Here is a 22740-nt window from a genome sequence, read left to right on the forward strand (position 1 = left end):
CCGCACCCGGCGGACCGGGGCGGGGCGTCGTACGTGAGCCGGGACCGTCAGCAGACGGCGCGGGCGTCTCAGGCGATGATGGTGATGTTCTCCGCCTGCGGGCCCTTCTGACCCTGAGTGACGTCGAACTCGACCTTCTGGCCCTCCTGCAGCTCACGGAAGCCCTGGGCGTTGATGTTCGAGTAGTGGGCGAAGACGTCGGCGCCGCCGCCGTCCTGCTCGATGAAGCCGAAGCCCTTCTCGGCGTTGAACCACTTGACGGTACCGGTCGCCATAATTTTTTTCTTTCTCCAGATCTGCGGTCGTGCAAGCCATGACGGTACACGCTCGGCGATCACCTCACCACGAAGCTCGCGGTACGCCACGCCGAAGAGTGATCCGGACCCATCCTGTACGCTTGGTAACAGTTGCAGTCGTGGTTCCCTAAGCTTCACCGCCCGTGGTCGCGATCACGGGCGTTCGTGCTTTCTGAGGTCTCTCCGACCAGGGTGATCATTCCGGCGACCCGGCCAACGCACACCCGCGCCGGCCGACCAACTCTGGAGAATGGGGATTCCTATGGCCACCGGTACCGTGAAGTGGTTCAACGCCGAGAAGGGCTACGGCTTCATCGAGCAGGACGGCGGCGGCGCCGACGTCTTCGCCCACTACTCGAACATCGCCTCGCAGGGCTACCGCGAGCTCTTCGAGGGCCAGAAGGTCGAGTTCGAGGTCACCCAGGGCCCCAAGGGCCCGCAGGCCGAGAACATCGTCCCGCAGAGCTGAACTCAGCGGCACGCGAAAGCGCGAGACAGAGCCCCGCTCCGGCCTGCCCGGTGCGGGGCTCTGTCATGCGGTTCGGCGGTTCAGTGGGCGCCTTTGTGCCCACCCTCGTTCGGGAACTTCAGGCCGCCCATCAGGAAGATCAGCAGCCCCGCGCAGATGGCGATGACGGCGATCGAGAACCCGATCATCTCCAGCACCTTCACGTTTCGCCCCTTTCGTCCCTGCAGTCTTCTCGGACCATAAGACAACCTGCCCGGAGCGGCCACCGCTCACTCCGTCCGCCGCCGCAACGTGGCCGCGCCGAGCGCCAGCGCGAGCAGCGTGCAGCCCAGCACCACGGCCAGGTCGACGGCGACCGCACCGCCGAGGCCGGTCTCGGAGGTCAGCCGGTTCATCGCGTCGACGGCGTAGCTGAGCGGCAGCACGTCCGAGAGCGCGTGCAGCCAGCCCGCCATGGTGTCCCGCGGCGTGAACAGGCCGCAGAGCAGCAGTTGCGGCAGCAGGAAGGCCGGCATGAACTGCACGGCCTGGAACTCGGTGGCCGCGAAGGCCGAGACGAAGAGCCCGAGCGCCATGCCGAGCAGCCCGTCCGCGACGGCGACGGCGAGCAGCGCCCAGCTCGGACCCGCGATGTCCAGCCCGAGCAGGCCCACGGTCAGCCCGAAGGCCAGCAGTCCCTGGACGAGCGCGACCAGCCCGAAGGCGAGCGCGTAGCCGAGCAGCAGGTCCAGCTTGCCCAGCGGCATCGTGAGCAGCCGCTCCAGCGTGCCGGTGGTGCGCTCGCGCAGCGTGGCGACGGCCGTGACCAGGAACATCACGACCATCGGGAAGATCCCGAGCAGCGGCGCGCCGAGGCTGTCGAAGACCGCCTGCCGGCCGTCGAAGGCGTACTTGAGCAGCACGATCAGCAGACACGGGACGAGCAGCAGCATCGCGACGGTGCGCGGGTCGGCGCGCAGCTGCAGCAGCACCCGGCGGGCGGTGGCGAGGGTCCGGGCGGCGTTCACGAGACACCCTCCGAGGCGGTGCGGCCGGGGTCGGCGTCGGCGTCGGCGTCGGCGACGAGCGCGAGGAAGGCCGACTCGACGTCGGCCGTGCCGGTCGCCGCGAGCAGCGCCCGCGGGGTGTCGTGGGCCAGCAGCCGGCCCTCACGCATCAGCAGCAGCGCGGTGCAGCGCGCGGCCTCGTCCATGACGTGGCTGGAGATCAGCAGCGTCGCGCCGGCCTCGGCCAGCCGGTGGAACAGCTGCCACAGCTCCTGACGCAGCACCGGGTCGAGCCCGACGGTCGGCTCGTCCAGCACCAGCAGCTCCGGCGCGCCGAGCAGCGCCGCGGCGAGCGAGACGCGGGCGCGCTGGCCGCCGGAGAGCTTCCCGACCAGGTCCTTGGCGTGCTCGCGCAGCCCGACCTCGTCGAGCACGCGAGCCGGGTCGCTGCGCGGGGCGCCGAGCACCTCGGCGAAGTAGCGCAGGTTCGCGAGCACGGAGAGGTCGGCGTGGACGGACGGCGCCTGGGTCACGTACCCGACCCGGTCCCGCAGGGCCGGGGCTCCGGCCGGCAGCCCGAGCACCCGGACCTCACCGGCCTCGGTCCGCTGCACGCCGACGATGCTGCGCAGCAGCGTGGTCTTGCCGCACCCGCTCGGCCCGAGCAGGCCGGTGACCGAGCCCCGCGCGACGGTCAGGTCGATCTCCTGCAGCACGGGTCTGCCGCCGCGCAGCACCCGCAGTCCGCGCACGTCGACGGCGGGCCCGTCGGCGGGAGGCGCTGAATTCATCATGTGTTGAGTTTTGCGTCCACGGGGACGCCCGTCAACCCACGGGCCCCACCAGATACCGCTGGAAGGTCGGCGCGAGCAGCGGGACGAGATCGTCCGCCGTCGCCGAGGCGATCGGCTCGGCCCGCAGCACATAGCGCGCCACCGCCAGCCCGAGGATCTGCGAGAGCACCAACTCCGCCCGGAGCTCCGGGTTTTCGAGGTCCAGCTCGGCCGCGAGCCGGACCACGAGCTCGCGGACCATGAAGTCCCGCAGCAGCGCGGCGATCTGCTCGCTGCCGACGGCGGTCCGCAGCACGGCCAGCAGCCGGTCGAGGATCTCCGGCTGACTCCACAGTGTGAGCATGAAGCGCACCAGCCGCTCGCCCATCTGCTCCCGCTCGCCGTCCATGATCAGCTCGACGACGGCGGCGGGGTCGATCGGGAAGTCGAGCGCGGCGAGGAACAACTGCTCCTTGCTGCCGAAGTAGTGGTGCAACAGGGCGGCGTCCACCCCGGCCACCCGCGCGATGCCGCGCATGCTCGCCTTGTCGTAGCCCCGGGCGCCGAACTCGGCGCGCGCGGCCTCCAGCACCGCACCCCGCGTGTCGGCCCCGCCGGGACGCCGGCCCGGCCGACGGGCGGCGGCGCGCTTCGGGGCCTCCTGCTGATCGCTCATGCCCTCCATCCTCGCCCAAGGCGTCGAATGATCCTTCATGCACGGGCCATGACTTCGCAACAGGACGGGTCCACGATGACCTGAAACACGTTCTCGTTGGAAGGACGAATGCCATGGCTGTGGCGCCAACTCCCTTGCAACTCACGCGACTCGGCGGTCGCATCGGCGCGCTCGTGCACGGCGTGAGGCTCGGCGGCGAGCTCGGCACGGAAACCGTCGAGGCGATCCGCACGGCCCTGCACACTCACAAGGTGATCTTCTTCAAGGGCCAGCAGCACCTCGACGACATCAGCCACGAGGCCTTCGCCCGGCTGCTCGGGCAGCCGGTGGGCCACCCCACCGTGCCCGCCGCCGACGGGCGCTACGTCTTCGAGCTCGACGCGACCAAGGGCGTGCGGGCCAACAACTGGCACACCGACGTCACCTTCGTGCCGGCCTACCCGGCCGCCTCGATCCTGCGGGCGATCGAACTGCCGCCCTACGGCGGCGAGACCGTCTGGGCGAACACCGCCGCCGCCTACCGCTCGCTGCCGCCCGCGCTCAAGGTCTTCGCCGAGCACCTGCGCGGCATCCACACCAACGACTTCGACTACGCCGCCCGGCTCGGGCTGCGCCCGGAGCTGGCCGAGAACCGCGAGGTGGCCGAGCTGTTCCGGCAGGTCTTCGTCGCCACCGCGTTCAAGACCGAGCACCCGGTGGTGCGGGTGCACCCGGTCACCGGCGAGAAGACGATCCTGCTGGGCGCTTTCACGCAGAGCCTGGTCGGCTTCTCCAGCGACGACAGCCGGGAGCTGATCGCGCTGTTCCAGCGCTTCGTCGAGAAGCCCGAGCACACCGTCCGCTGGCGCTGGGAGGTCGGCGACGTCGCCATCTGGGACAACCGCGCCACCCAGCACTACGCCGTCAACGACTACGGCGACGAGCCGCGCCTGGTCCGGCGGATCACCCTCGACGGGGACGTGCCCGTCGGTGTGGACGGGCAGCCCAGCCGGCTGGTGGAGCCGGCCGACCCGCCGCGCGTCGCCGGGATCGTCCCGGCGGTGGAGCTGGAGGAACTAGCGCTCCCCCGCGCGTGACAGCTCCTTCGCCTCGCCCGCGCGGGCGGACCGGCGGGAGGACAGCAGCGAGGTGACGGTGGTGACGGCCAGGACCCCGACCACGACGGCGAGTGAGAGCGGCGTGCCGATCTCCGGCGCGCCGTGCACACCGGCCTCGTGGAGGGCGTGCAGCAGCAGCTTCACGCCGATGAAGCCGAGGATCACCGAGAGGCCGTAGGAGAGGTGGACCAGGCGGTCCAGCAGGCCGCCGATGAGGAAGTACAGCTGGCGCAGGCCCATCAGCGCGAAGGCGTTGGCGGTGAGGACGATGTACGCGTCCTGGGTCAGCCCGAAGATCGCGGGGATCGAGTCCATCGCGAAGAGCACGTCGGTGCTGCCGATCGCGAGGATCACCAGCAGCATCGGGGTGACCAGCCGGCGGCCACCCTCGACGACGGTGAGCCGGGTGCCGCGGTAGCCGTCCGCGGTGGGGAAGCGGCGCTCGACCGCGCGCAGCAGCCGGCTCTCCTCGTACGCGCCGTCCTGCTCCCCCGCGCGGGCCTCCTTGATCAGCTTCCAGGCGGTCCAGATCAGGAAGGCGCCGAAGAGGAAGAAGATCCACGAGAAGGAGGCGATCACCGCCGCACCCGCGGCGATGAAACCCGCACGCAGCACCAGCGCGATCAGCACGCCGATCATCAGCACCCGCTGCTGGAGCACGCGCGGGACGGCGAACTTCGCCATGACCAGCACGAAGACGAAGAGGTTGTCCACGCTCAACGACTTCTCGGTGACCCACCCGGCCAGGAACTGCCCGGCGGGCGCGGAGCCGGAGTGCCACCACAGGAAGCAGGCGAACAGCCCGGCGAGCGCGATCCATATCGCGGACCAGACGGCCGCCTCGCGCAGCGACACCTCGTGCGGCTTGCGGGCGCCGACGAAGAAGTCGACGGCGATCAACGCGACAAGGACCAGGATGGTGGTGACCCACATGGTCACGGAAACGTCCATGGGACGGTGCTCCTCCGGCAGACGAGACTGCCGGAGGTCTCCTCCGCCCGCCGAGCCCGGCCGGGCCGATGCGCCCGGGAGCCGCCGTGGCAGCTCCGTGATGACGGACGCATCGTTTCAGGGAGTACTCCCCTCCGATGACCAGACCAGGTTAACAAACCGGACTCAGTGGTAGACGCGCAGGTAGTCGACCGCGAAGGTGATCGGGGTGCTGCCGCTCGGCGCCGGGTGGTACTGACCGGCGGAGAGGGACAGGTTGAGGATCAGGTACGCGGACCAGTTGGCACCGACGCCGGTGTTGTCCGAGTAGACCTTCTGGCCGTTGACGTACCAGTCGACGGAGTTCGCGCCGTACTTGGTGCCGATGGTGACCCACTGGCCCGGCTTGATCGCGTTCGCGTCGGTGTAGTAGTCGGACCCGGAGTTGACGTGGTTGGACAGCTCCAGCAGGTTCGGGTTGTCCGGGTGGTACTCGAACGAGTCGATCTCGCCGTTGCCGTTCTTCCAGGTCCACAGCGCCGGCCAGGCGCCCTGCTGGGTCGGCAGCTTGACGCGGGCCTCGACGTAGTCGCCGGTCTTGACCTGGAAGCCCTCCGAGGAGCCCTCGGTGGTGAGCAGACCGGTGGTCCAGGCCTTCTGGCCGTTCTCCAGGGTGTGCGAGCTGGGCTGCGCGGTGAAGGTGGCGACGCCGTTCGCGACGGAGACGTCGTTCGGGTCGAGCCAGTCGAGCTTGTTGTCGTTCGGGTTGTGGTCGCCGTACTGGTACGAGCTGGTGGTGTTGGAGACCCAGCGGCTGGTGTTCAGCGAGTTGAACTCGTCCGACCAGATCGGGGTGTTCGAGGAGGCGACACCCGCCGGGATGGAGCCGGTGGCGGCCGGGGTCGACGGGGTGCCCGACGGGGTCGGCGTCGACGAGGGGGTGCCGGAGGGCGCCGGCGCGGGCTTGGGGGCCACGGCGGAGCCGACCGTCAGGGTCTTCGAGGTCAGGTTGTGCCAGGTACCGGCGGTGTCCAGATAGGCGCCGAACATGGTGTAGCTGCCGGCGGGGAACTGGCGGGAGCCGGCCGCGAAGGTCAGACCCCCGGCGCAGACGCGCGCGTTGCTGCGCCACTGCGGGAAGTCCAGGTTGTTGCCGTGGGCGTCGCGCACGGCCACGCCGAGGGCGCGCACGGTCACGCAGGAGCTCGCCTTGACCGTCACCTTCGCGGAGGTGCCGGAGGCGGTGGTGGTCGCGGTCAGGCCGGTCTCGGTGACGCGGGGCGTCGCGGCCTGGGCCTGGGTGACGGCGACACCGCCCAGGAGCAGGGCGGGCGCGGCGGTGAGTGCGGCGATGCGGGCAGGGGTCGACAGGGTGCGGCGCATGGGTCGGGCCTCTCCGACGCCTGCGAGGTGAGCTGTCGGATTCGGACCGGAGAAGTGTGGCCCGGCCGCGCGCACACGCGGCTTCACCCCGAGCCCCGACCGGAAAACGGGCAGGGGCGGCTTACCTGGTTCCCCCGCTCCGGCCCTGGTGACTCGTCGTTTCCCGGCATCGAGGGGCTGGACTAGGCGTGCCCGCTACCGGCGTCCGTCGACTGTGGGGACGGACGCAGGCACATTAGGCAGATATAAAGATCGACTCCAAACATTCTTTCGAGGAAGAGATTTCTCTCACACGCACCTACTCGAGCCCCATGGGGCTCACAAGTGCTCCTCGATCGCGGGAAGCATCTCCCGGAACGTGCGGCCCTGCGCGGGAACGCCGATCGCGGTCAGCTCCCACGCGCCGTCCGGATCCCGGGCGACCTTGGCCAGCACCTGGCCGCGGTGCTCCCCGCCGCCGCTCAGCGTGAGGCTGGCGAGCTCGGCCCCGCTGGCGTCGTCCACCAGCCGGCAGTGGAAGCGCTGGACCTCGGCGAAGCTGGGGCCGACGTAGGAGTTCACGGTGAAGACGATCTGGGTGATCCGGGGCGGGACCCGGCTCAGCTCCACCGTGATCGACTCGCTCTCGCCCGTGTGCCGCACCGAGCCGTCGTTGCTGACCAGGTGCTGGAAGAAGACCACGTCGGCCAGAGTCCGGCCGGCGAAGAGCACGGCCGAGGCGTCCAGCTCGACATCGCGCCGACGCGATCCGAAGATGCCCCGGCGCGGCGCTCCCAGCCAGCCGAGGTCGAGCCGGATCACCGGCGGTCCCCCCGCCTCGTCCGCCCGTTCGAGGCGGATGCTCTGGCCCGTACTCAGACTCACCGACACGGCTCGGCCCTCCCCTTTGTCGGACGCCCGTGGACCTCTGTCCGTTCCATGCAGCTGCTATCGAGCACCTTAGGCGCTCGACCTCGACTTGGCGCGGAGGAAAGGGGCGTCGAACACTCAGGCCATTCCGGCTTCCCGCATCTGGCGCAACTCCTTCTTCAGTTCGTTCACCTCGTCGCGCAGGCGGGCGGCCACCTCGAACTGCAATTCTGCCGCGGCGCCGTGCATACGCTCCGTCAGTTCCGCGATCAGCTCCGCCAGCTCGGCGGCCGGAAGGCTCTTGGCCTGCTGGCCGTCCGCCTTGAGCCCGAGCACCGGAACCGGCGCCTTCTGGCCGCGGCCACCGCCGCCCGACCCGCGGTAGCCGGTGCTCAGCAGCTCGGCGGTGTCCATGTCCTCGCGGGCGAGGGTGTCCAGGATGTCGCCGATCTTCTTCCGCAGCGGCTGCGGGTCGATGCCGTGCTCGGCGTTGTAGGCCTGCTGGATCTCGCGACGCCGGTTGGTCTCGGAGATCGCGTGCTCCATGGCCGGGGTGATCCGGTCCGCGTACATGTGCACCTGGCCCGAGACGTTACGCGCGGCACGACCGATCGTCTGGATCAGCGACCGGGGCGACCGCAGGAAGCCCTCCTTGTCCGCGTCGAGGATCGCGACCAGGGAGACCTCCGGCAGGTCGAGGCCCTCACGGAGCAGGTTGATGCCGACCAGCACGTCGTAGTCGCCCGCGCGCAGCTGGCGCAGCAGCTCCACCCGGCGCAGCGTGTCGATGTCGCTGTGCAGATAGCGGACGCGGATGCCGAGCTCGAGCAGGTAGTCGGTGAGGTCCTCGGACATCTTCTTGGTCAGTGTGGTGACCAGGACGCGCTCGTCCTTCTCGGTGCGCTGCCGGATCTCGTGGACCAGATCGTCGATCTGACCCTCCGTCGGCTTGACCACGATCTCCGGGTCGATCAGGCCCGTCGGGCGGATGATCTGCTCGACCGCGCCGTCGCCGCGGGAGAGCTCGTAGTCGCCCGGCGTGGCGGAGAGGTAGACCGTCTGACCGATGCGCTCGACGAACTCCTCCCACTTGAGCGGCCGGTTGTCCATCGCTGAGGGCAGCCGGAAGCCGTGCTCGACCAGGGCCCGCTTGCGCGAGGCGTCGCCCTCGTACATCGCGCCGATCTGCGGCACGGTGACGTGGGACTCGTCGATGACCAGGAGGAAGTCCTCCGGGAAGAAGTCCATCAGGGTGTTCGGCGCGCTGCCGGCGGTGCGGCCGTCGATGTGGCGCGAGTAGTTCTCGATGCCGGAGCAGGTGCCGATCTGACGCATCATCTCGATGTCGTACGTGGTGCGCATGCGCAGCCGCTGCGCCTCCAGCAGCTTGCCCTGCTTCTCCATGCGGGCGAGCGTCTCCTCCAGCTCCGCCTCGATCCCGGCGATGGCGCGCTCCATCCGCTCCGGGCCGGCGACGTAGTGGGAGGCAGGGAAGACGTGGACCGTCTCGTCCTCGCTGATGACCTCGCCGGTGAGCGGGTGCAGCGTGGAGAGGGCCTCGATCTCGTCGCCGAACATCTCGATCCGGATCGCGAGCTCCTCGTACACCGGGAAGATCTCGATCGTGTCCCCGCGCACCCGGAAGGTGCCGCGGGCGAAGGCGACGTCGTTGCGGTTGTACTGGATCTCGACGAAGCGGCGCAGCAGCGCGTCCCGGTCGATCTCGTCGCCGACCTTCAGCTGGACCATCCGGTCCGCGTACTCCTGCGGCGTTCCAAGGCCGTAGATGCAGGAGACGGAGGCGACCACGACGACGTCGCGCCGGGTGAGCAGCGAGTTGGTGGCCGAGTGGCGCAGCCGCTCGACCTCCTCGTTGATCGAGGAGTCCTTCTCGATGTAGGTGTCCGTCTGCGCGATGTACGCCTCGGGTTGGTAGTAGTCGTAGTACGAGACGAAGTACTCGACCGCGTTGTTCGGCAGCAGCTCGCGGAACTCGTTCGCCAGCTGGGCGGCCAGCGTCTTGTTCGGCGCCATCACCAGCGTGGGGCGCTGCAGCTTCTCGATCATCCACGCGGTGGTGGCGGACTTGCCCGTGCCGGTGGCGCCGAGCAGCACGACGTCCTTCTCGCCCGCGCGGACGCGACGCTCCAGCTCCGCGATGGCGGCGGGCTGGTCGCCGTTGGGCTCGTAGGGACTGACGACCTCGAAGGGCGCCACGGACCGCTGAAGCTCGGTGATGGGTCTCACGCCACCAACCGTACGACCCCCCACTGACAAACGGCCGCGAAATCGGGAGGCGCCCCCTCGGGCAGGGTGGCAGCATCCCGTCATGACCGCGATCCGACAGACCATCGATACACAGATCATCGACTTCTACACGGACGCCTACGACGAGGCCGGACGCCTGCAGCGGAACGCGCGCGGCCGGGTGGAGCGGCTCCGCACCCTGGAGCTGCTGGACCGCCACCTGCCGGCCGCCCCCGCCCGGGTGCTGGACATCGGCGGCGGCCCCGGGGTCTACGCGGCCGAGCTGGCCGCGCGGGGCCACCAGGTGACGCTGCTGGACCCGGTCCCGTTCCACGTCGAGCAGGCCTCCCGGCACGGCTCCTTCACCGCCGCCCACGGCGACGCCCGCCGCCTGGAGCAGCCGGACGCCTCCGTCGACGTGGCGCTGTTGCTCGGTCCGCTCTACCACCTCACGGACCGGGAGGAGCGGGTCGCGGCGCTGCGCGAGGCACGGCGCGTGGTGCGGCCCGGCGGCGTGGTGCTGGCCGCGGTGATCTCCCGCCACTCGCCGCTGCTGCACCTGTCGGCACTCGGCCGCCTGCCGACCGACGAGGCGGCGCGGACGCTCGCCGCGGAGCTGGCCGAGAGCGGCGTGAACGACCCGGCCACCGGCTTCACGGTCGCCTACTTCCACACGGCTGCGGAACTCCGCTCGGAGTACCTCGACGCGGGCCTCGACGACCCGGAGCTCTACGGCGTCGAGGGCCCCCTGTGGCCCCTCCTCGCCTCCGAGCTGGTCGAAGACCGCGAGGACCTCATCACCGCCGCGACCCGCGCCGCCCGCGCCGCCGAACAGGACCCGGCCCTCCTCGCCTCCAGCGCCCACCTCCTGGCTGCGGCCAGGGTCTAGCTACCAGCACCCGCCACGGAGGCAGGGCGGCTCCGCCGCGTGGGCGCGCGAGGGCAGGGGTGGCCCCACGCGGGGCCCCTACCGTCGGCTCAGCTCGTGGGGGCGATCTGCTTGCTGTCGCGTGCGAGCGCGACGAGGCGGGAGATGGCGCGGAAGTACTTCTTCTTGTAGCCGCCGTTCAGCATCTCCTCGCTGAAGATGGCGTCGAAGGCCGTGCCGGATGCGACGATCGGGAGCTCGCGGTCGTACATCCGGTCGGCCAGGACGACCAGGCGCAGTGCGGTGCTCTGGTCCGGGACGGCCGTCACGTCGCGGAGGAAGACCGCGTCGACACCGTCGAGGAGCGCGCCGTAGCGGCTCGGGTGGACGTCGGAGAGGTGGGCGAGCAGCTTGTCGAAGTCGTCCAGGGTCGCGCCCGCGCCGTACGCGGCGGCCAGCTCGGTGACCTGGGTGTCGGAGTACGGCGGCGGAGCCTCCGGCAGGCCGCGGTGGCGGTAGTCCTGGCCGTCGATGCGCAGGCTGCGGAAGCGGGAGGCCAGGCCCTGGATCTCGCGCATGAAGTCGGACGCCGCGAAGCGGCCCTCGCCGAGCTTGCCGGGCAGCGTGTTGGAGGTGGCCGCGAGCTTGACCCCCGCCTCCGCGAGGCGGGTCAGCAGGGTGGAGACCAGGACGGTGTCGCCCGGGTCGTCGAGCTCGAACTCGTCGATGCAGAGCAGCGTGTGCCCGGACAGCGCCTGCACGGCCTGCTGGAAGCCGAGCGCGCCGACCAGGTTGGTCAGCTCGACGAAGGTGCCGAAGGCCTTGGGGCCGGGGGTGGCATGCCACAGGGACGCCAGCAGGTGGGTCTTGCCGACGCCGTAGCCGCCGTCGAGGTAGACCCCGCCGGGGCCGGCCGGCACGGCCGGCTGCGCGGCGCGGCCGAACCAGCGCTTCTTCGCGGGCTTGGCCCCGGCACCGTCCCGAGGGGTGAGGCCCGCCGCGAAGGCCTCCAGCACCCGGACGGCCTCAGCCTGGCTGGGCTGCTCCGGGTCGGGTATGTAGGTGCTGAAGCGCGCCTGCTGGAAGCGGGGCGGCGGGACCATCTCGGCGATCAGCCGCTCCGCGGCGACGACGGGCCGACGCTCGGCAAGGGCTATGGGAGGCACAGGCGACACGAGTCCCAAGGGTACGGTCCGCGGGGGCGTGGAAGACTGCCTCATGTGCGCAGACTGCTTTCCTACGCCCCGGATGTGACGGACCTCACCTCCAGGCCGGGCGAGAACGCTGCTGGTCCGGGCCGGTCCGACGAGGGCGAGTGGAGCCTCGAGGCGCTCGCCGACGCCTACGCCTATCCCGCCGAGGTCGTCGGCGCCGGCCGGCCCTGGCTGCGGGCGAACATGGTCAGCAGTCTCGACGGCGCGGCCCGGCTGGACGGGCTCTCGGAGGGCCTCTCCTCCCCTGCCGACAAGCGGATCTTCGGGGTGCTGCGGGCGCTCGCGGACGTGATCCTGGTCGGCGCGCAGACGGTCCGCGCCGAGGGTTACCGCCCTGCCCGGGCGCGGGCCGAGTTCGCGACGGAACGCGCGGCCCGCGGGCAGGGCCCGGCGCCGGTGATCGCGGTGGTCAGCAACAGCCTGGACCTCGACCTCACCCTCCCCCTGTTCACCTCGCCGCTGGTGCCGACCGTCGTCGTGACTGCCGAGTCCGCCCCGGCCGACCGGCTGGCCGCGGCCCGTCGGGTCGCCGACGTCGTCCTGGCCGGCCCGGACCACGTGGACCTGGCCCGCGCCGTCGCCGCCCTCGCGGAGCGCGGCTGGACCCGCCAGCTGACGGAGGGCGGGCCGCGGCTGCTCGGCCAGCTCGCCGAGTCGGACCATCTGGACGAACTCTGTCTGACGCTCGCACCCCTGCTCGCCGCCGGAGACGCGCCTCGGATCGCACACGGATCGAAGTCGATCGCTCAGCGCCTGGAACTGGTCGGACTGCTGGAGGAGAAAGGTTTCCTCTTCGCTCGCTACGCCCGTAGCGTGAAGATTGCGCAATAACGGAGGGATCACCTCCGGATATTGCGAGAAGATGCAGAGGCAGTGGCAGTTGGACGACGTTCTCCGGCTGACGAGGGAAGAAGGACTCACGTGTTCACTACCGTTCTGTTGATCGAGAAGGCGCTGTCGGCCGCCGACGTCGAGCTGGTCACCACCCTCCACACGGACGAGCAGGTCTTCTTCCACGTGATCATGCAGCCGCGCGGCAAGCAGGACGAGCTGCTGCGCGCGATCGACGACGTCGCCTTCGGCTACCTCGAACAGGCCGCGAAGGAGCGGGAGGAGCCGCACGGCCAGGCCGCGCTCGGCGCGGCGGACGCGGCGCTCCAGCACACGCTGCGCGCGCTCCGGCACTCCGGCGCGGCCGGCGCGGAGGGCGCCGTTGTGGACCACAACCCGTTGGAGGGCCTGCAGGAGCTGGTCAAGGAGGTCTCCGCGGACGAGGTGATCGTGCTGGCCGCGCCGCACTGGGTGGAGGGCCTCTTCCACCGCGACTGGGCCTCGCAGGCCCGGCACAAGGTGGGCGTCCCGGTGCTGCAGCTCTTCGCGCAGCAGAGCTAGCGCTCGGCGGGCGGGCGCCACCTCGGTGAGGTGGCCACCTGCATCGCGCCCGTCCCCCGATACGGCAGAATCGACGGGACCGCTCGACGCGACCCTCGGAGCCCGACACCATGACCGACTCGTCCGCGCCCCTCAACGCACCGCACTTCATCGGCATCGGGGGCGCCGGTATGTCCGGGCTCGCCAAGATCCTCGCGCTGCGCGGCGCGCAGGTGTCCGGGAGTGACGCGAAGGAGTCGACGGTCGTGCTGGCGCTGCGCCAGCTCGGCGCGGAGGTGCATGTCGGGCACGCCGCCGAGCACGTGCCGGCCGGCGCCAGCGCGATCGTGGTCTCCAGTGCGATCCGCGAGGACAACCCGGAGATCGCCGAGGCCCGCCGCCGCGGCCTGCCGATCGTGCACCGCTCCGACGCGCTGGCCGCGCTGATGGAGGGGCGCCGGGCGCTGGCCGTGGCCGGGACGCACGGCAAGACGACCACCACGAGCATGCTGGCGGTCAGCCTCACCGCGCTGGGGCTGGACCCGTCCTTCGCCATCGGCGGCGACCTGAACGAGCCCGGCAGCAACGCCCACCACGGCACCGGCGAGATCTTCGTCGCCGAGGCGGACGAGAGCGACCGCAGCTTCCAGAAGTACACGCCCGAGGTCGCCATCGTCCTCAACGTGGAGCTGGACCACCACGCCAACTACGCCTCCATGGACGAGATCTACGAGTCCTTCGAGGCCTTCTGCGACCGGATCACGCCGGGCGGCGCGCTGGTCGTCGACGTCGACCACGCGGGCGCGGCCGAGCTGGCCTCGCGCGTCGCCGGGCGGCAGTTCGAGGTCGTCACCGTGGGCGAGACCGAGGGGGCCGACTTCCGGATCCTCACGATCGCCCCGCGCGGGATGACCAGCGAGGTCACTGTCGCCCTGCCGACGGGCGAGGAGCTCACCTTCACCGTCAACGTCCCGGGACGCCACTACGCGCACAACGCCGTGGCCGCGCTCGCCGCGGGCGTGAAGCTGGGCGTTCCGGCCGCCGAGCTGGCCCCCGCGCTGAGCAGCTACCAGGGCGTGCGGCGGCGCCTGCAGCTCAAGGGCGAGTCGGCGGGCGTGCAGGTGATCGACTCCTACGCGCACCACCCGACCGAGATCGCCGCCGACCTGCAGGCGATCCGCGAGGCCGCGGGCGACGGCCGGGTCGTCGTGGTGTTCCAGCCGCACCTGTTCAGCCGGACCCGCGAGCTGGGCCTGGAGATGGGCGAGGCGCTGTCGCTGGCCGACCAGGTCGTGGTGCTGGACATCTACCCGGCCCGTGAGGACCCGATCCCGGGCATCACCAGCGAGATCGTGATCGAGGCGGCCCGCGCCAAGGGCGCGGACGTGCAGGGCGCGCACTCGCTGGCCGCCGTGCCGGAGCTGGTCGCGGGAATCGCGAAGCAGGGTGATCTCGTTCTGACCATGGGCGCCGGGGACGTCACCTTCCTCGGTCCGGAGATCCTCTCCCGCCTGGACACCCTCGGCTGAGGCGAACCGTCGCCGCAGCCGACCGAGCCGACCGGAGGAGCACCGTCATGGGCTACGACATCGAGAAGACCGACGCGGAGTGGCGCGCGGAGCTGACGCCGGCCGAGTACGCGGTGCTGCGGGAGGCCGGGACCGAGCGAGCGTTCGTGGGTGAGTACACCGACACCAAGACGGTCGGCGTGTACTCCTGCCGCGCGTGCGGCAACGAGCTGTTCAGCTCGGAGACCAAGTTCGAGTCGCACTGCGGCTGGCCGAGCTACTTCGCGCCGCTGGCCGAGGACCGCGTCGAGTACATCACCGACGACAGCCACGGGATGCACCGTGTCGAGGTCCGCTGCGCGAAGTGCGGCTCGCACCTGGGCCACGTCTTCGAGGGCGAGGGCTACAACACCCCGACCGACCAGCGGTACTGCATCAACTCCATCTCGCTGAAGCTGCGCCCGGCCGAGGCCTAGCCGACACGGGACCCGTCCCCGGGCACCCGCCCCGGGACGGGTTCGTCCGTCCGCTCAGGAGCGCGCCGCGACCTGCCCGTTCGAGCGGACCTGCGCGAAGGACCGGGCCAGGCCCCGCTTGAGCATCGGCGCGAACGGACGCTCCACGAAGCGGTGCAGCAGCCAGGCCGCGCCGAGCATCACCGCCAGGCAGACGGCCACGGTCGCGTAGCCGGGCAGGTAGCGGCTGACCCGCGTGATCATCTCGAAGCCGATCTCCTGGTGCACCAGGTAGAGCGGGTAGGTCAGCGAGCCGGCCACGGTGAGCCAGCGCCACTGCACCCGGTTGAAGGCGCCGAGGGCGGTCGCCCCGACCAGCGCGAAGCTCGCCGTGATGACCAGTGCGGTGATCTTCCACGACAGCTGGTGCCCCGCCCCGGCCGAGTTGTCGTGGACCAGCCGCTCGATCCGGTTCAGCGACATCAGCCAGCAGAACCCGACCATGCCGAAGAGCAGCAGGTTCGGGCCGAACCTGTGCATCAGGAAGAACGCGATCCCGGCGATGAAGTACCAGGAGAAGTCCGGCTGCACCAGGCTGTTCAGCAGCGGGAAGCCCGAGCTGATCGCCATGATCGAGGCGAAGGCCCAGACTCCGCAGAAGACCAGCACCCGGCGGTAGGTCAGGCCGAACGCGGCGACGACGCCGAACAGCACGTAGAAGCAGATCTCGATCCAGAGCGTCCAGTAGGACTGGTCGATGTTGGTGGTGCCCACGGGATTGGGCATCATCGTCAGGTTGGTCAGCATCCGGACCAGGGTGGGCCGCTGCGAGTCGACGCCCCAGCGCTGGGGCGCGAACCAGAGCACCGCGGTGGTGACCAGCACGGCGACCCAGAAGGCCGGGAACAGGCGGGTCACCCGCGAGGTCACGAAGTCGCCCAGGCTGCGGCCCCAGCAGGACATGCAGATGACGAAGCCGCTGATCAGGAAGAACAGTTGGACCCCGAGCCAGCCGTAGGCGCCGATCGAGGCGCCCAACGGCATCTTCGCGCCGCTCATGCCGTGCCAGATCGCCGGCCAGCCCTGGACCCCCATCCAGTGCCAGGAGAGCACCGCCAGCGCGGCGACGAGCCGGAGCCCGTCCAGTACGGCCAGCCGGGGACGTCTCCGTTCGGCGGGCCGCGGCTCGGTCTGCGGTGTCGACTCCTTCAGGTCCTTGGCGGCGGTCGGCTGGTCGAGGAGGGTACTTGTCACGACAGTCTCGTTCGCATGGGGGGCACTGCCGAGCGACCATATCGACCGATCGGTCGGATAATCCAGCTATGACCGAGTCTGTTCACACGGTTCGCACAGGTAGTCCACCCACGGGTGGCCTGTGCGTCGCATGTGCCGGACCGAGCAGGTCTCAGCAGTTGAGCGGCATCGTCATCGTCGGCTTGATCGGGTTCACGTCGGGGCGCACCTTGCTGACCGCGGTGCCCGTCGAGAAGAACTCCACCGCGTGCTCGCCCCAGTAGCGGAAGTCCTCCACGAAGGTGCCGACGACGCCGTCCGCGCCCAACTGCTGCCCCTCGTACTGCATGCGGGCCATGGCCAGCTCGCGGGCGTCGTAGAGGGCCTGGGTGAACTGCGGCAGCTCCGCGTTCTGGCCGACCTGGGAGAGCGTCTGCCGCAGGGTCTGGTGGGCCACGTGATAGACGCAGTTGCCGAGCACCAGCCGGCGCGGCAGCCAGCCGTGCTCCCACAGCGTCCAGAAGTCCTGGCCGGAGAGGTTGGTGGTGAAGGGCTTGCCGTTCGGCGCGCGGTAGTTCGCGCCGTCGGTGGCCTTGACGGCGGTGCCGACCGCGATGAACTCCACCACGTCGCCGAGGAACTGGTAGTGCATGGGGCGCAGCGAGACGCCGATGACCCCGTCCGCGCCGAGCTGGGCGGCCTCCGCCTCCATCCGGGCCATGGCCAGTTCGCGCACGTTGTACATGGCCTGGGTGAGGACGCCGAGCTCCTGGCTGGCCTTCCAGTTCCCGTACTGCACACCGACGTGGTAGACGCTGGTGCCCATCACCATGCCGAGCGGGTCGAAGCCCGACTCGGCGACCAGCACGAACTCGTTGACCGACAGGTCCGAGGTGAAGCAGGGACGCCCCTGTCGCGAGCCGTCGAGCCGACCGCGCGCGATGTCGGAGACCTGGACCTGCTGATACCCGGGCGTGCTCATGGCCGCCTCCCCTCCCGTTACGGGCCCCGTCGAGCGGCCCTTCCGGGGAACCGTAGCAGCGTTGCGATTCTCGCAATACGGCCGTACCGTGGAGGCATGGACGACTCCGTCTCCGGGCGGGTACGCGAGGTGATCCGGGCGGCGGGTCTGAGCCAGGCCGCCTTCGCCGCGCGCACGGGAATCACGCCCGACAAGCTCTCCAAGTCCCTGGGCGGCGTACGCCGCTTCAGCTCCCTCGACCTCGCACTGATCGCGGAGACCGCGCAGGTCAGCGTCGACTGGCTGCTGACCGGCCGCCGCCACGCACCGGCCGGCGTCGCGGCGCGCACCGCCACCGTCGGCCACAGCGCCGCCGCGCACGGGCAGCGCCTCGCCGAGTACGCCGAGCGTTTCACGGCCGCCTTCGACGTGCTCGAACTACTGGGCCGTACCCCCGAACTGCCCGAACTGCCGCCGCTGCCGCCGGGCGCCCCGGACGAGCAGGGCGAACTGCTGGCCGCCGACGCCCGCACCCGGCTCCAGGCCGCCACCGGCGCGGAGCCGGCCCTGCTCGGCACCGGAGACCTGCTGTCGGTGTGCGAGCACGCCTTCGGCGTCGACTTCGCCGTGACCGAACTCCCGGGCGCCGTCGACGGGTTCGCCTGGCAGGAGGAGGGCTTCCGGCTCGCGCTGGCCCGCCGCGACGAACGCTGGACCAGACAGCGCTTCACCCTCGCGCACGAGCTCGGTCATCTGCTCGCCGGGGACGCCGCCGAGCCGCTCGCCGAATCCCCCGTCGCGCCCGGCCGCCAGGCCGAGCCGGACGAGGTGCGCGCCAACGCCTTCGCCGCCGCGCTGCTCCTGCCCGAGCCGGAGGTCCGCGCCACCGCCGCCGAGCTGGACTTCGCCGAGCTCGTGGTGCGCTTCCGGGTCTCCCCCAGCGCGCTGGCCGCCCGACTGCGCCGCCTCGGCCTGGTCGACGCCGCCGAGCACGCGCGGCTGCGCCGGCGGACCACCGCCGAGTGCCACCTCGCGGCCGCCGCGATGGACGCCTACCTGCGCGAGGCCGCCCTCGCCACGGCGGAGCGCCCGCCGGCGCGCCTCGCCGAGGGCCTGTGGGCCGCGTTCGAGGCGGGCGACACGACGCTGCGCCCGCTCGCCGCGCTGCTCGGCATGGCCCCGGACGAGCTGGAGGGCCGGCTGGAGACGTCGGAGACACTGCTCGACCCGGCCTTCGAACTCCGGGCCGAGGGCGGGGAGTTGATCTACCAACCATGACCGGCCGGACCCAGTGGTGGTTCCCCGACAACACGGTGCTCTGCAACTTCGCGGCCGTCGACCGGCTGACGTTACTGGAGAAGGTGCTCGACGGGAGAGGCCGCTGGTCCGAGGCGGTCGCCCACGAGGCCCGGCTGTCCGCCCGCCATCTGCCGCCGCTGACCGGCCTGGTGGAGCGCAGCTCGCTGGGCGAGCCGATCGAGATCACCGACACGGACGTCCGAGGCGAGGTCGAACGCCTGCGCCGCGCCGTCTTCGGCGGCGACCGCCGCCGCCCGACCCAGCACCTCGGCGAGGCCGAGACCCTCGCCCTGATCACCAAGGAGCCGGAGTTCCGCCGCTCCGTCTGGATCTCCGACGACCGTGACGCCGCCCGCTACGCCCGCCGTCGCGGCGTCACCACGCTGGAGACCTACGACCTCGTCGCCGCCGCCGCGCGCGAGCGCCTGCTGACCCCGTCGGAAGCGCACGAACTGCTGCACCGGATGACGGAAACCGGCCGCCACCTGCACCGGACCAGTTCCGGCCCCGAGGAGTTCGCGCCGCGGCTCCCGGACAACAGATGAGGAAAGCTCAAATCTAGCTCTGAGAATCCGATCCGGCCCTTCCCGGGGAACGGCGTAGCCGACATGCTCTCCCCATGGAGCCAGGTGCGGGGGACCTGGCTCCTTCCCTCTTTGGAGGAGGTGTCCGGATGAGCCTCGATCCTCTGTGCCTCGCCGCGGCCGCCACGGTCGGCCCGGCGGCCGGCCTGGTGCTGCTGACCAGCTCGTGCGCCCGGTTCAGTGCCCGCGCCTTCCTGGCCGCCCGGCGTCTGCTCCGCGCCTCGCTGCTGCTGGCCCTGCTGCTGGCGGCGATCGCCACGTTCCGCTGGTCCGACGCCACGATGGGCGCCAGCACGTCCCTTCCCGGCCCGCCCGCGCCGACGGCGCCGGGCCGTCCGCCGCTCGTCGGCTTCCTCGTCCTCGCGGTCGTGGCCTGGGCCGCGCGGGCCGTCGCGCTGCGCCGACGCGGCGGTGTGGCATCACGGTTGGGTATCCGTCGGCGCCGCCGCCTTGAGCAGCGGGCTCCGCTCGGGTTGGTTGGCGGACATGCCCTACCTGTTCCTGGTGCCCGCCGTGCTGCTGGCGGCCCTGTCGTCGCTCCGCCTGTGCCGACTGGCTGCCGCGAGCGACGTGCTGCGGACCGACGCGTCGGGGCCGAGCCCGTATGACCGCCCCCTGCCCGCGCCGACCGAGGCCGCGTACCTGGCCGGCGGTCCGGACCGCGTCGTGGACGTGACCCTGGTCGACATGACCGGCCGCGGCCTGCTCCACATCGCCCACACCGGCTGGACCTCGGTGGCCCGCCCGCAGCCCGACACCGAGCTCGAGTCCGAGGTCTTCGCCGCGCTCGGCCCCGACGGCCAGCGCCGCACCGACGAGGTCCGCCGCGAGGTCGCGTCGGGCGCGTCCGTCCGCGCCCTCGGCCTCTCCCTCGCGGACCTCGGCCTCGCCGTCCCGCCGGGCGGGGCGTCGGCTCTCGCCGAGGCGGTCGCGGCGGTCCGGTTCGCGTTCCTCGCCACGCTGGCCCTGGGCGGAACGGCGCTGGCCGTGATCGGAGTCCGCGACCTGCTGCTCGGTGGGCACGACGGCGTGCTCGTGCCCACGGCCTGGTTCGTCCTGCCGCTGATCCTCACGGCAGGCACGCTGCTGATGGCCCGTGCGGAGTTCCACCCGATCACGCCATGGGCGGCCCCGGCCGGCCAGGACCTCCTCCGCGTCCTCCGCCCACGCGGCCTCCGCCGGGTCGCCGACCCCTTGCTCGCGCTGATCCTCCGCGGCCCCTCCGCGCTCCGCGACCCACGGCTCCGCACAGCGCTGACCGCGCGCTCCAAGAGGTAGTTGCACGGCCAAAGGGGCGCGGGGCCTTACGCCAGCCCGGTGATCAGGTCCGCGATCGCGCGGCGGCGGCCCGTGTAGAAGGGGACCTCCTCGCGGACGTGGAGGCGGGCGCGGGAAGCGCGGAGGTGGCGCATGAGGTCGACGATGCGGTGCAGTTCGTCCGCCTCGAAGGCGAGCAGCCACTCGTAGTCGCCCAGCGCGAACGACGCGACCGTGTTGGCGCGGACATCGGGGTAGCCGCGCGCCATCTTGCCGTGCTCGGACAGCATCTCCCGACGCTCCGCGTCGTCCAGCAGGTACCAGTCGTACGAGCGCACGAACGGGTAGACGCACACGTAACCCCGCGGCGTCTCGTCCGCCAGGAACGCGGGGATGTGCGACTTGTTGAACTCCGCCGGACGGTGCAGCGCCATGTTCGACCACACCGGCTCCAGGCGGCGGCCCAGCTCGGTGCGGCGGAAGAGGTTGTAGGCCTCCTGCAGGTTGTCGCTGCTCTCGGAGTGCCACCAGATCATCAGGTCGGCGTCGGCGCGCAGGCCGGAGACGTCGTAGGTACCGCGCACCGTCACGTCCTTCTCGGCGAGCTGTGCGAACAGCTCCTCGACCTCGGTGGCCATCGCGGCGCGGTCGTCCGGCAGCACGTCCTTGAGCCGGAAGACGGACCACAGGGTGTAGCGGATGACGTCGTTGAGCTCGCGGGCCTTGGGCTTCGACTTTTCGGTGTGCTGGTCACTCATGGGGCCATTGTCTCCCTTGCTCACTGGGTTCCGGACAGCAGGTCCGGCGAGACCTCGCCGGCAGTCACCGTAGTCGCCGCACGCCAGCCGTCGGCGATGCAGGCGGGGATGCCGACGCCGTGGTAGGCCGCGCCGCACAGGGCGAGGCCGGGCAGCGCGGCGACCGCCGCCTCGACGCGGGCGACGCGCTGCGGGTGCCCGACGGGGTACTGCGGCAGACCGGACCGCCAGCGCGTGACGGCCTGCGCGTAGGGCGTGGCGGTGATGCCCGCCGCCTCGCGCAGGTCCGCGCGCGACAGCGCGACCAGCTCGTCGTCGTCCAGGTCCAGCACCGCCTCCTCGCCCTGGCGGCCGAGCGAGGTGCGCAGCAGGAACCGGTCGGGGGCGGACTTGTCGAGCCAGCCCCACTTGTTGCTGGAGAAGGTGGACGCCTTGATCGCGCGGCCGTCGACCGGCGGCACGAGGAAGCCGCTGCCGGGCAGCGGGCCGAGCTCGGCGCGGTCGTAGGCGAGGGTGACCAGGGCCATGCCCGCGTACTCGATCGCCCCCAGCTCGGCCGCGGCCTCCGGCGCGAGCTCGGCCAGCAGCCGCGCCGCGACGGGCGCCGGGACGGCCAGCACCACGGCGTCGGCGGTCACCGTGCCGCCGTCCTCGGTGACCACGTCCCAACCGTTCGCGGTGCGGCGCAGCGCGGCGACGGGGGTGTCGGTGCGCAGCTCCGCCCCGGCCGCGCGGCAGGCCTCCGCAACCGCGCCGGGGAAGGCGCCGATGCCGCCGTCGAGGCCGGTGAAGACGGGGGCCGGGTTCGGGTTCTTCGCGGCACCGGCCAGCGCCGCCCGCACGCCCTCGACCGCGGAACGCGAACGCTGCGCGATGGCCAGCAGCTGCGGCACGGCCGCGCTGAGCGAGATCGCGTCGGCGTGGCCGGCGTAGACGCCGCCGAGGAGCGGCTCGACGAGGCGGTCCACGACCTCGTGGCCCAGCCGTGCGGCGACGTACTCCCCGACGCCGATGTCCTCGCCGACCTCGGTGCGCGGCAGCGTCAGGTCCTCGGCGGCGCGGGCCAGGCCCTCGGCGGAGAGCACGCCGGAGGCGGCGAGCGCGTCGAGGTCGCCGGGCACGCCCATCAGGTGTCCGGTGGGCAGCGGGCGCAGCTCACCGCGGGTCCAGATCGACGCCTTCGCGGTGCTCGGCGGCTGCAGCGCGTCGGCCAGGCCGACGGCGCGGGCGAGGGTCGTCGCCTCCGGCCGCCGGGCCAGCATCGACTCCGCGCCCAGATCCACCCGGACTCCGCCGACCTCGCCGGAGAGCAGCTTGCCGCCGAAGCGCGGCGAGGCCTCCAGCAGCGTGACGCGGGCCCGCACCGTCCCGTCGACGACCCCGCGCAGCCGCGCGGCGGCCGCGAGGCCGGCGATGCCGCCGCCGACGACCAGGACATGCGGGAGGGATGGCGTGCTGTGCATGTCCCTCACTCTCGCACACCGTCCTCGGGCCGCCGACCGCGGCCGGTTCTCAACGCTTTCGTT

At 71.5% G+C, this 22740-nt stretch carries 25 protein-coding genes and 1 riboswitch; of the genes, 11 read left to right on the forward strand and 14 right to left on the reverse strand.

Annotated elements, in window-relative coordinates:
* Positions 1-68: 68 nt before the first annotated feature.
* Positions 69-275 carry a cold-shock protein gene (locus DN069_RS07000; RefSeq protein WP_111499965.1) on the reverse strand — a complete coding sequence of 69 codons (207 nt, stop codon included), beginning with the start codon at positions 273-275 and terminating at the stop codon, positions 69-71.
* A 283-nt stretch (positions 276-558) separates the two neighbouring features.
* Here DN069_RS07000 and DN069_RS07005 point away from each other — a divergent pair, with 283 nt between their 5' ends.
* Positions 559-765, forward strand: coding sequence for a cold-shock protein (locus tag DN069_RS07005; RefSeq protein ID WP_111499966.1), 207 nt, complete (start codon positions 559-561; stop codon positions 763-765).
* Positions 766-845: 80 nt separating this feature from the next.
* On the opposite strand, the gene DN069_RS42340 is transcribed toward DN069_RS07005, so the two are convergent.
* The 4 genes from DN069_RS42340 to DN069_RS07020 form a co-directional block, all read right to left on the reverse strand.
* Complete coding sequence (locus DN069_RS42340; RefSeq protein WP_279387878.1) at positions 846-968, reverse strand: hypothetical protein; 123 nt, start codon at positions 966-968, stop codon at positions 846-848.
* A gap of 66 nt (positions 969-1034) precedes the next feature.
* On the reverse strand, positions 1035-1772 hold the full coding sequence (locus DN069_RS07010; protein WP_111499967.1) for an ABC transporter permease: 738 nt from the start codon (positions 1770-1772) through the stop codon (positions 1035-1037).
* Positions 1769-2545, reverse strand: coding sequence for an ABC transporter ATP-binding protein (locus DN069_RS07015; protein ID WP_207892070.1), 777 nt, complete (start codon positions 2543-2545; stop codon positions 1769-1771). Before DN069_RS07015 ends, DN069_RS07010 begins: the two co-directional genes overlap by 4 nt.
* 31 nt (positions 2546-2576) lie before the next feature.
* Positions 2577-3200: a TetR/AcrR family transcriptional regulator gene (locus DN069_RS07020; protein ID WP_111500005.1), complete on the reverse strand. Its 624-nt coding sequence runs from the start codon at positions 3198-3200 to the stop codon at positions 2577-2579.
* 113 nt (positions 3201-3313) lie between these two features.
* Here DN069_RS07020 and DN069_RS07025 point away from each other — a divergent pair, with 113 nt between their 5' ends.
* Positions 3314-4276, forward strand: coding sequence for a TauD/TfdA dioxygenase family protein (locus tag DN069_RS07025; protein ID WP_111499968.1), 963 nt, complete (start codon positions 3314-3316; stop codon positions 4274-4276).
* Here the strand turns inward: DN069_RS07025 and DN069_RS07030 are convergent.
* From DN069_RS07030 to uvrB, 4 genes are all read right to left on the reverse strand, one after another.
* Positions 4256-5248, reverse strand: a complete 993-nt coding sequence (locus DN069_RS07030) for a TerC family protein (protein WP_111499969.1) — start codon at positions 5246-5248, stop codon at positions 4256-4258. The genes DN069_RS07025 and DN069_RS07030 overlap by 21 nt on opposite strands.
* 165 nt (positions 5249-5413) lie before the next feature.
* Positions 5414-6610, reverse strand: a complete 1197-nt coding sequence (locus DN069_RS07035; protein WP_111499970.1) for a glycoside hydrolase family 16 protein — start codon at positions 6608-6610, stop codon at positions 5414-5416.
* 2 nt (positions 6611-6612) lie between these two features.
* A riboswitch (cyclic di-AMP (ydaO/yuaA leader) is annotated at positions 6613-6771 on the reverse strand.
* 157 nt (positions 6772-6928) lie between these two features.
* On the reverse strand, positions 6929-7480 hold the full coding sequence (locus DN069_RS07040) for a TerD family protein (protein WP_111499971.1): 552 nt from the start codon (positions 7478-7480) through the stop codon (positions 6929-6931).
* A 117-nt stretch (positions 7481-7597) separates the two neighbouring features.
* Positions 7598-9706 carry an excinuclease ABC subunit UvrB gene (gene uvrB, locus DN069_RS07045; protein ID WP_111499972.1) on the reverse strand — a complete coding sequence of 703 codons (2109 nt, stop codon included), beginning with the start codon at positions 9704-9706 and terminating at the stop codon, positions 7598-7600.
* Positions 9707-9788: 82 nt separating this feature from the next.
* On the opposite strand from uvrB, the gene DN069_RS07050 reads away from it, so the two are divergent.
* On the forward strand, positions 9789-10595 hold the full coding sequence (locus tag DN069_RS07050) for a class I SAM-dependent methyltransferase (protein WP_111499973.1): 807 nt from the start codon (positions 9789-9791) through the stop codon (positions 10593-10595).
* 89 nt (positions 10596-10684) lie between these two features.
* Here the strand turns inward: DN069_RS07050 and zapE are convergent, their stop codons facing one another.
* Positions 10685-11794, reverse strand: a complete 1110-nt coding sequence (gene zapE / locus DN069_RS07055) for a cell division protein ZapE (RefSeq protein WP_111499974.1) — start codon at positions 11792-11794, stop codon at positions 10685-10687.
* Between zapE and DN069_RS07060 the strand changes: the two genes are divergently transcribed.
* The 4 genes from DN069_RS07060 (at position 11795) to msrB (ending at position 15143) form a co-directional block, all read left to right on the forward strand.
* Positions 11795-12619 (forward strand): pyrimidine reductase family protein, encoded by an 825-nt coding sequence (locus tag DN069_RS07060; RefSeq protein WP_424556260.1) that lies wholly within the window; start codon positions 11795-11797, stop codon positions 12617-12619.
* Positions 12620-12709: 90 nt separating this feature from the next.
* Positions 12710-13180: an indole-3-glycerol phosphate synthase gene (locus tag DN069_RS07065; protein WP_111499975.1), complete on the forward strand. Its 471-nt coding sequence runs from the start codon at positions 12710-12712 to the stop codon at positions 13178-13180.
* 110 nt (positions 13181-13290) lie between these two features.
* A complete protein-coding gene (gene murC / locus DN069_RS07070; protein ID WP_111499976.1) occupies positions 13291-14688 on the forward strand; it encodes a UDP-N-acetylmuramate--L-alanine ligase in 1398 nt (465 codons plus the stop codon).
* 47 nt (positions 14689-14735) lie between these two features.
* Positions 14736-15143 (forward strand): peptide-methionine (R)-S-oxide reductase MsrB, encoded by a 408-nt coding sequence (gene msrB / locus DN069_RS07075; RefSeq protein WP_111499977.1) that lies wholly within the window; start codon positions 14736-14738, stop codon positions 15141-15143.
* Between the two features lie 54 nt (positions 15144-15197).
* On the opposite strand, the gene DN069_RS07080 is transcribed toward msrB, so the two are convergent.
* Complete coding sequence (locus tag DN069_RS07080; protein WP_165845402.1) at positions 15198-16376, reverse strand: acyltransferase family protein; 1179 nt, start codon at positions 16374-16376, stop codon at positions 15198-15200.
* A gap of 151 nt (positions 16377-16527) precedes the next feature.
* Entirely contained in the window at positions 16528-17337 is an 810-nt protein-coding gene (locus DN069_RS07085; protein ID WP_111499979.1) for a heavy metal-binding domain-containing protein, read from the reverse strand.
* Between the two features lie 96 nt (positions 17338-17433).
* Between DN069_RS07085 and DN069_RS07090 the strand changes: the two genes are divergently transcribed.
* From DN069_RS07090 to DN069_RS07100, 4 genes are all read left to right on the forward strand, one after another.
* Entirely contained in the window at positions 17434-18594 is a 1161-nt protein-coding gene (locus DN069_RS07090; RefSeq protein ID WP_111499980.1) for an XRE family transcriptional regulator, read from the forward strand.
* Positions 18591-19160 (forward strand): PIN domain-containing protein, encoded by a 570-nt coding sequence (locus DN069_RS07095; RefSeq protein WP_111499981.1) that lies wholly within the window; start codon positions 18591-18593, stop codon positions 19158-19160. Before DN069_RS07090 ends, DN069_RS07095 begins: the two co-directional genes overlap by 4 nt.
* A 128-nt stretch (positions 19161-19288) precedes the next feature.
* Positions 19289-19807 carry a hypothetical protein gene (locus tag DN069_RS41365; protein ID WP_243638967.1) on the forward strand — a complete coding sequence of 173 codons (519 nt, stop codon included), beginning with the start codon at positions 19289-19291 and terminating at the stop codon, positions 19805-19807.
* Positions 19695-20477 (forward strand): TIGR04222 domain-containing membrane protein, encoded by a 783-nt coding sequence (locus tag DN069_RS07100; RefSeq protein ID WP_243638972.1) that lies wholly within the window; start codon positions 19695-19697, stop codon positions 20475-20477. The genes DN069_RS41365 and DN069_RS07100 overlap by 113 nt, the downstream gene beginning before the upstream one ends.
* Positions 20478-20503: 26 nt before the next feature.
* Here DN069_RS07100 and hemQ read toward each other — a convergent pair whose 3' ends face one another.
* Together hemQ and hemG are read right to left on the reverse strand one after the other, a co-directional pair.
* On the reverse strand, positions 20504-21214 hold the full coding sequence (gene hemQ / locus DN069_RS07105; protein WP_111499983.1) for a hydrogen peroxide-dependent heme synthase: 711 nt from the start codon (positions 21212-21214) through the stop codon (positions 20504-20506).
* A 20-nt stretch (positions 21215-21234) separates the two neighbouring features.
* Positions 21235-22677, reverse strand: a complete 1443-nt coding sequence (gene hemG, locus DN069_RS07110) for a protoporphyrinogen oxidase (RefSeq protein WP_111499984.1) — start codon at positions 22675-22677, stop codon at positions 21235-21237.
* Between the last annotated feature and the right edge of the window lie 63 nt (positions 22678-22740).

Origin of the sequence: Streptacidiphilus pinicola (genome assembly GCF_003258295.1) — a bacterium.
GTDB lineage: Bacteria > Actinomycetota > Actinomycetes > Streptomycetales > Streptomycetaceae > Streptacidiphilus > Streptacidiphilus pinicola.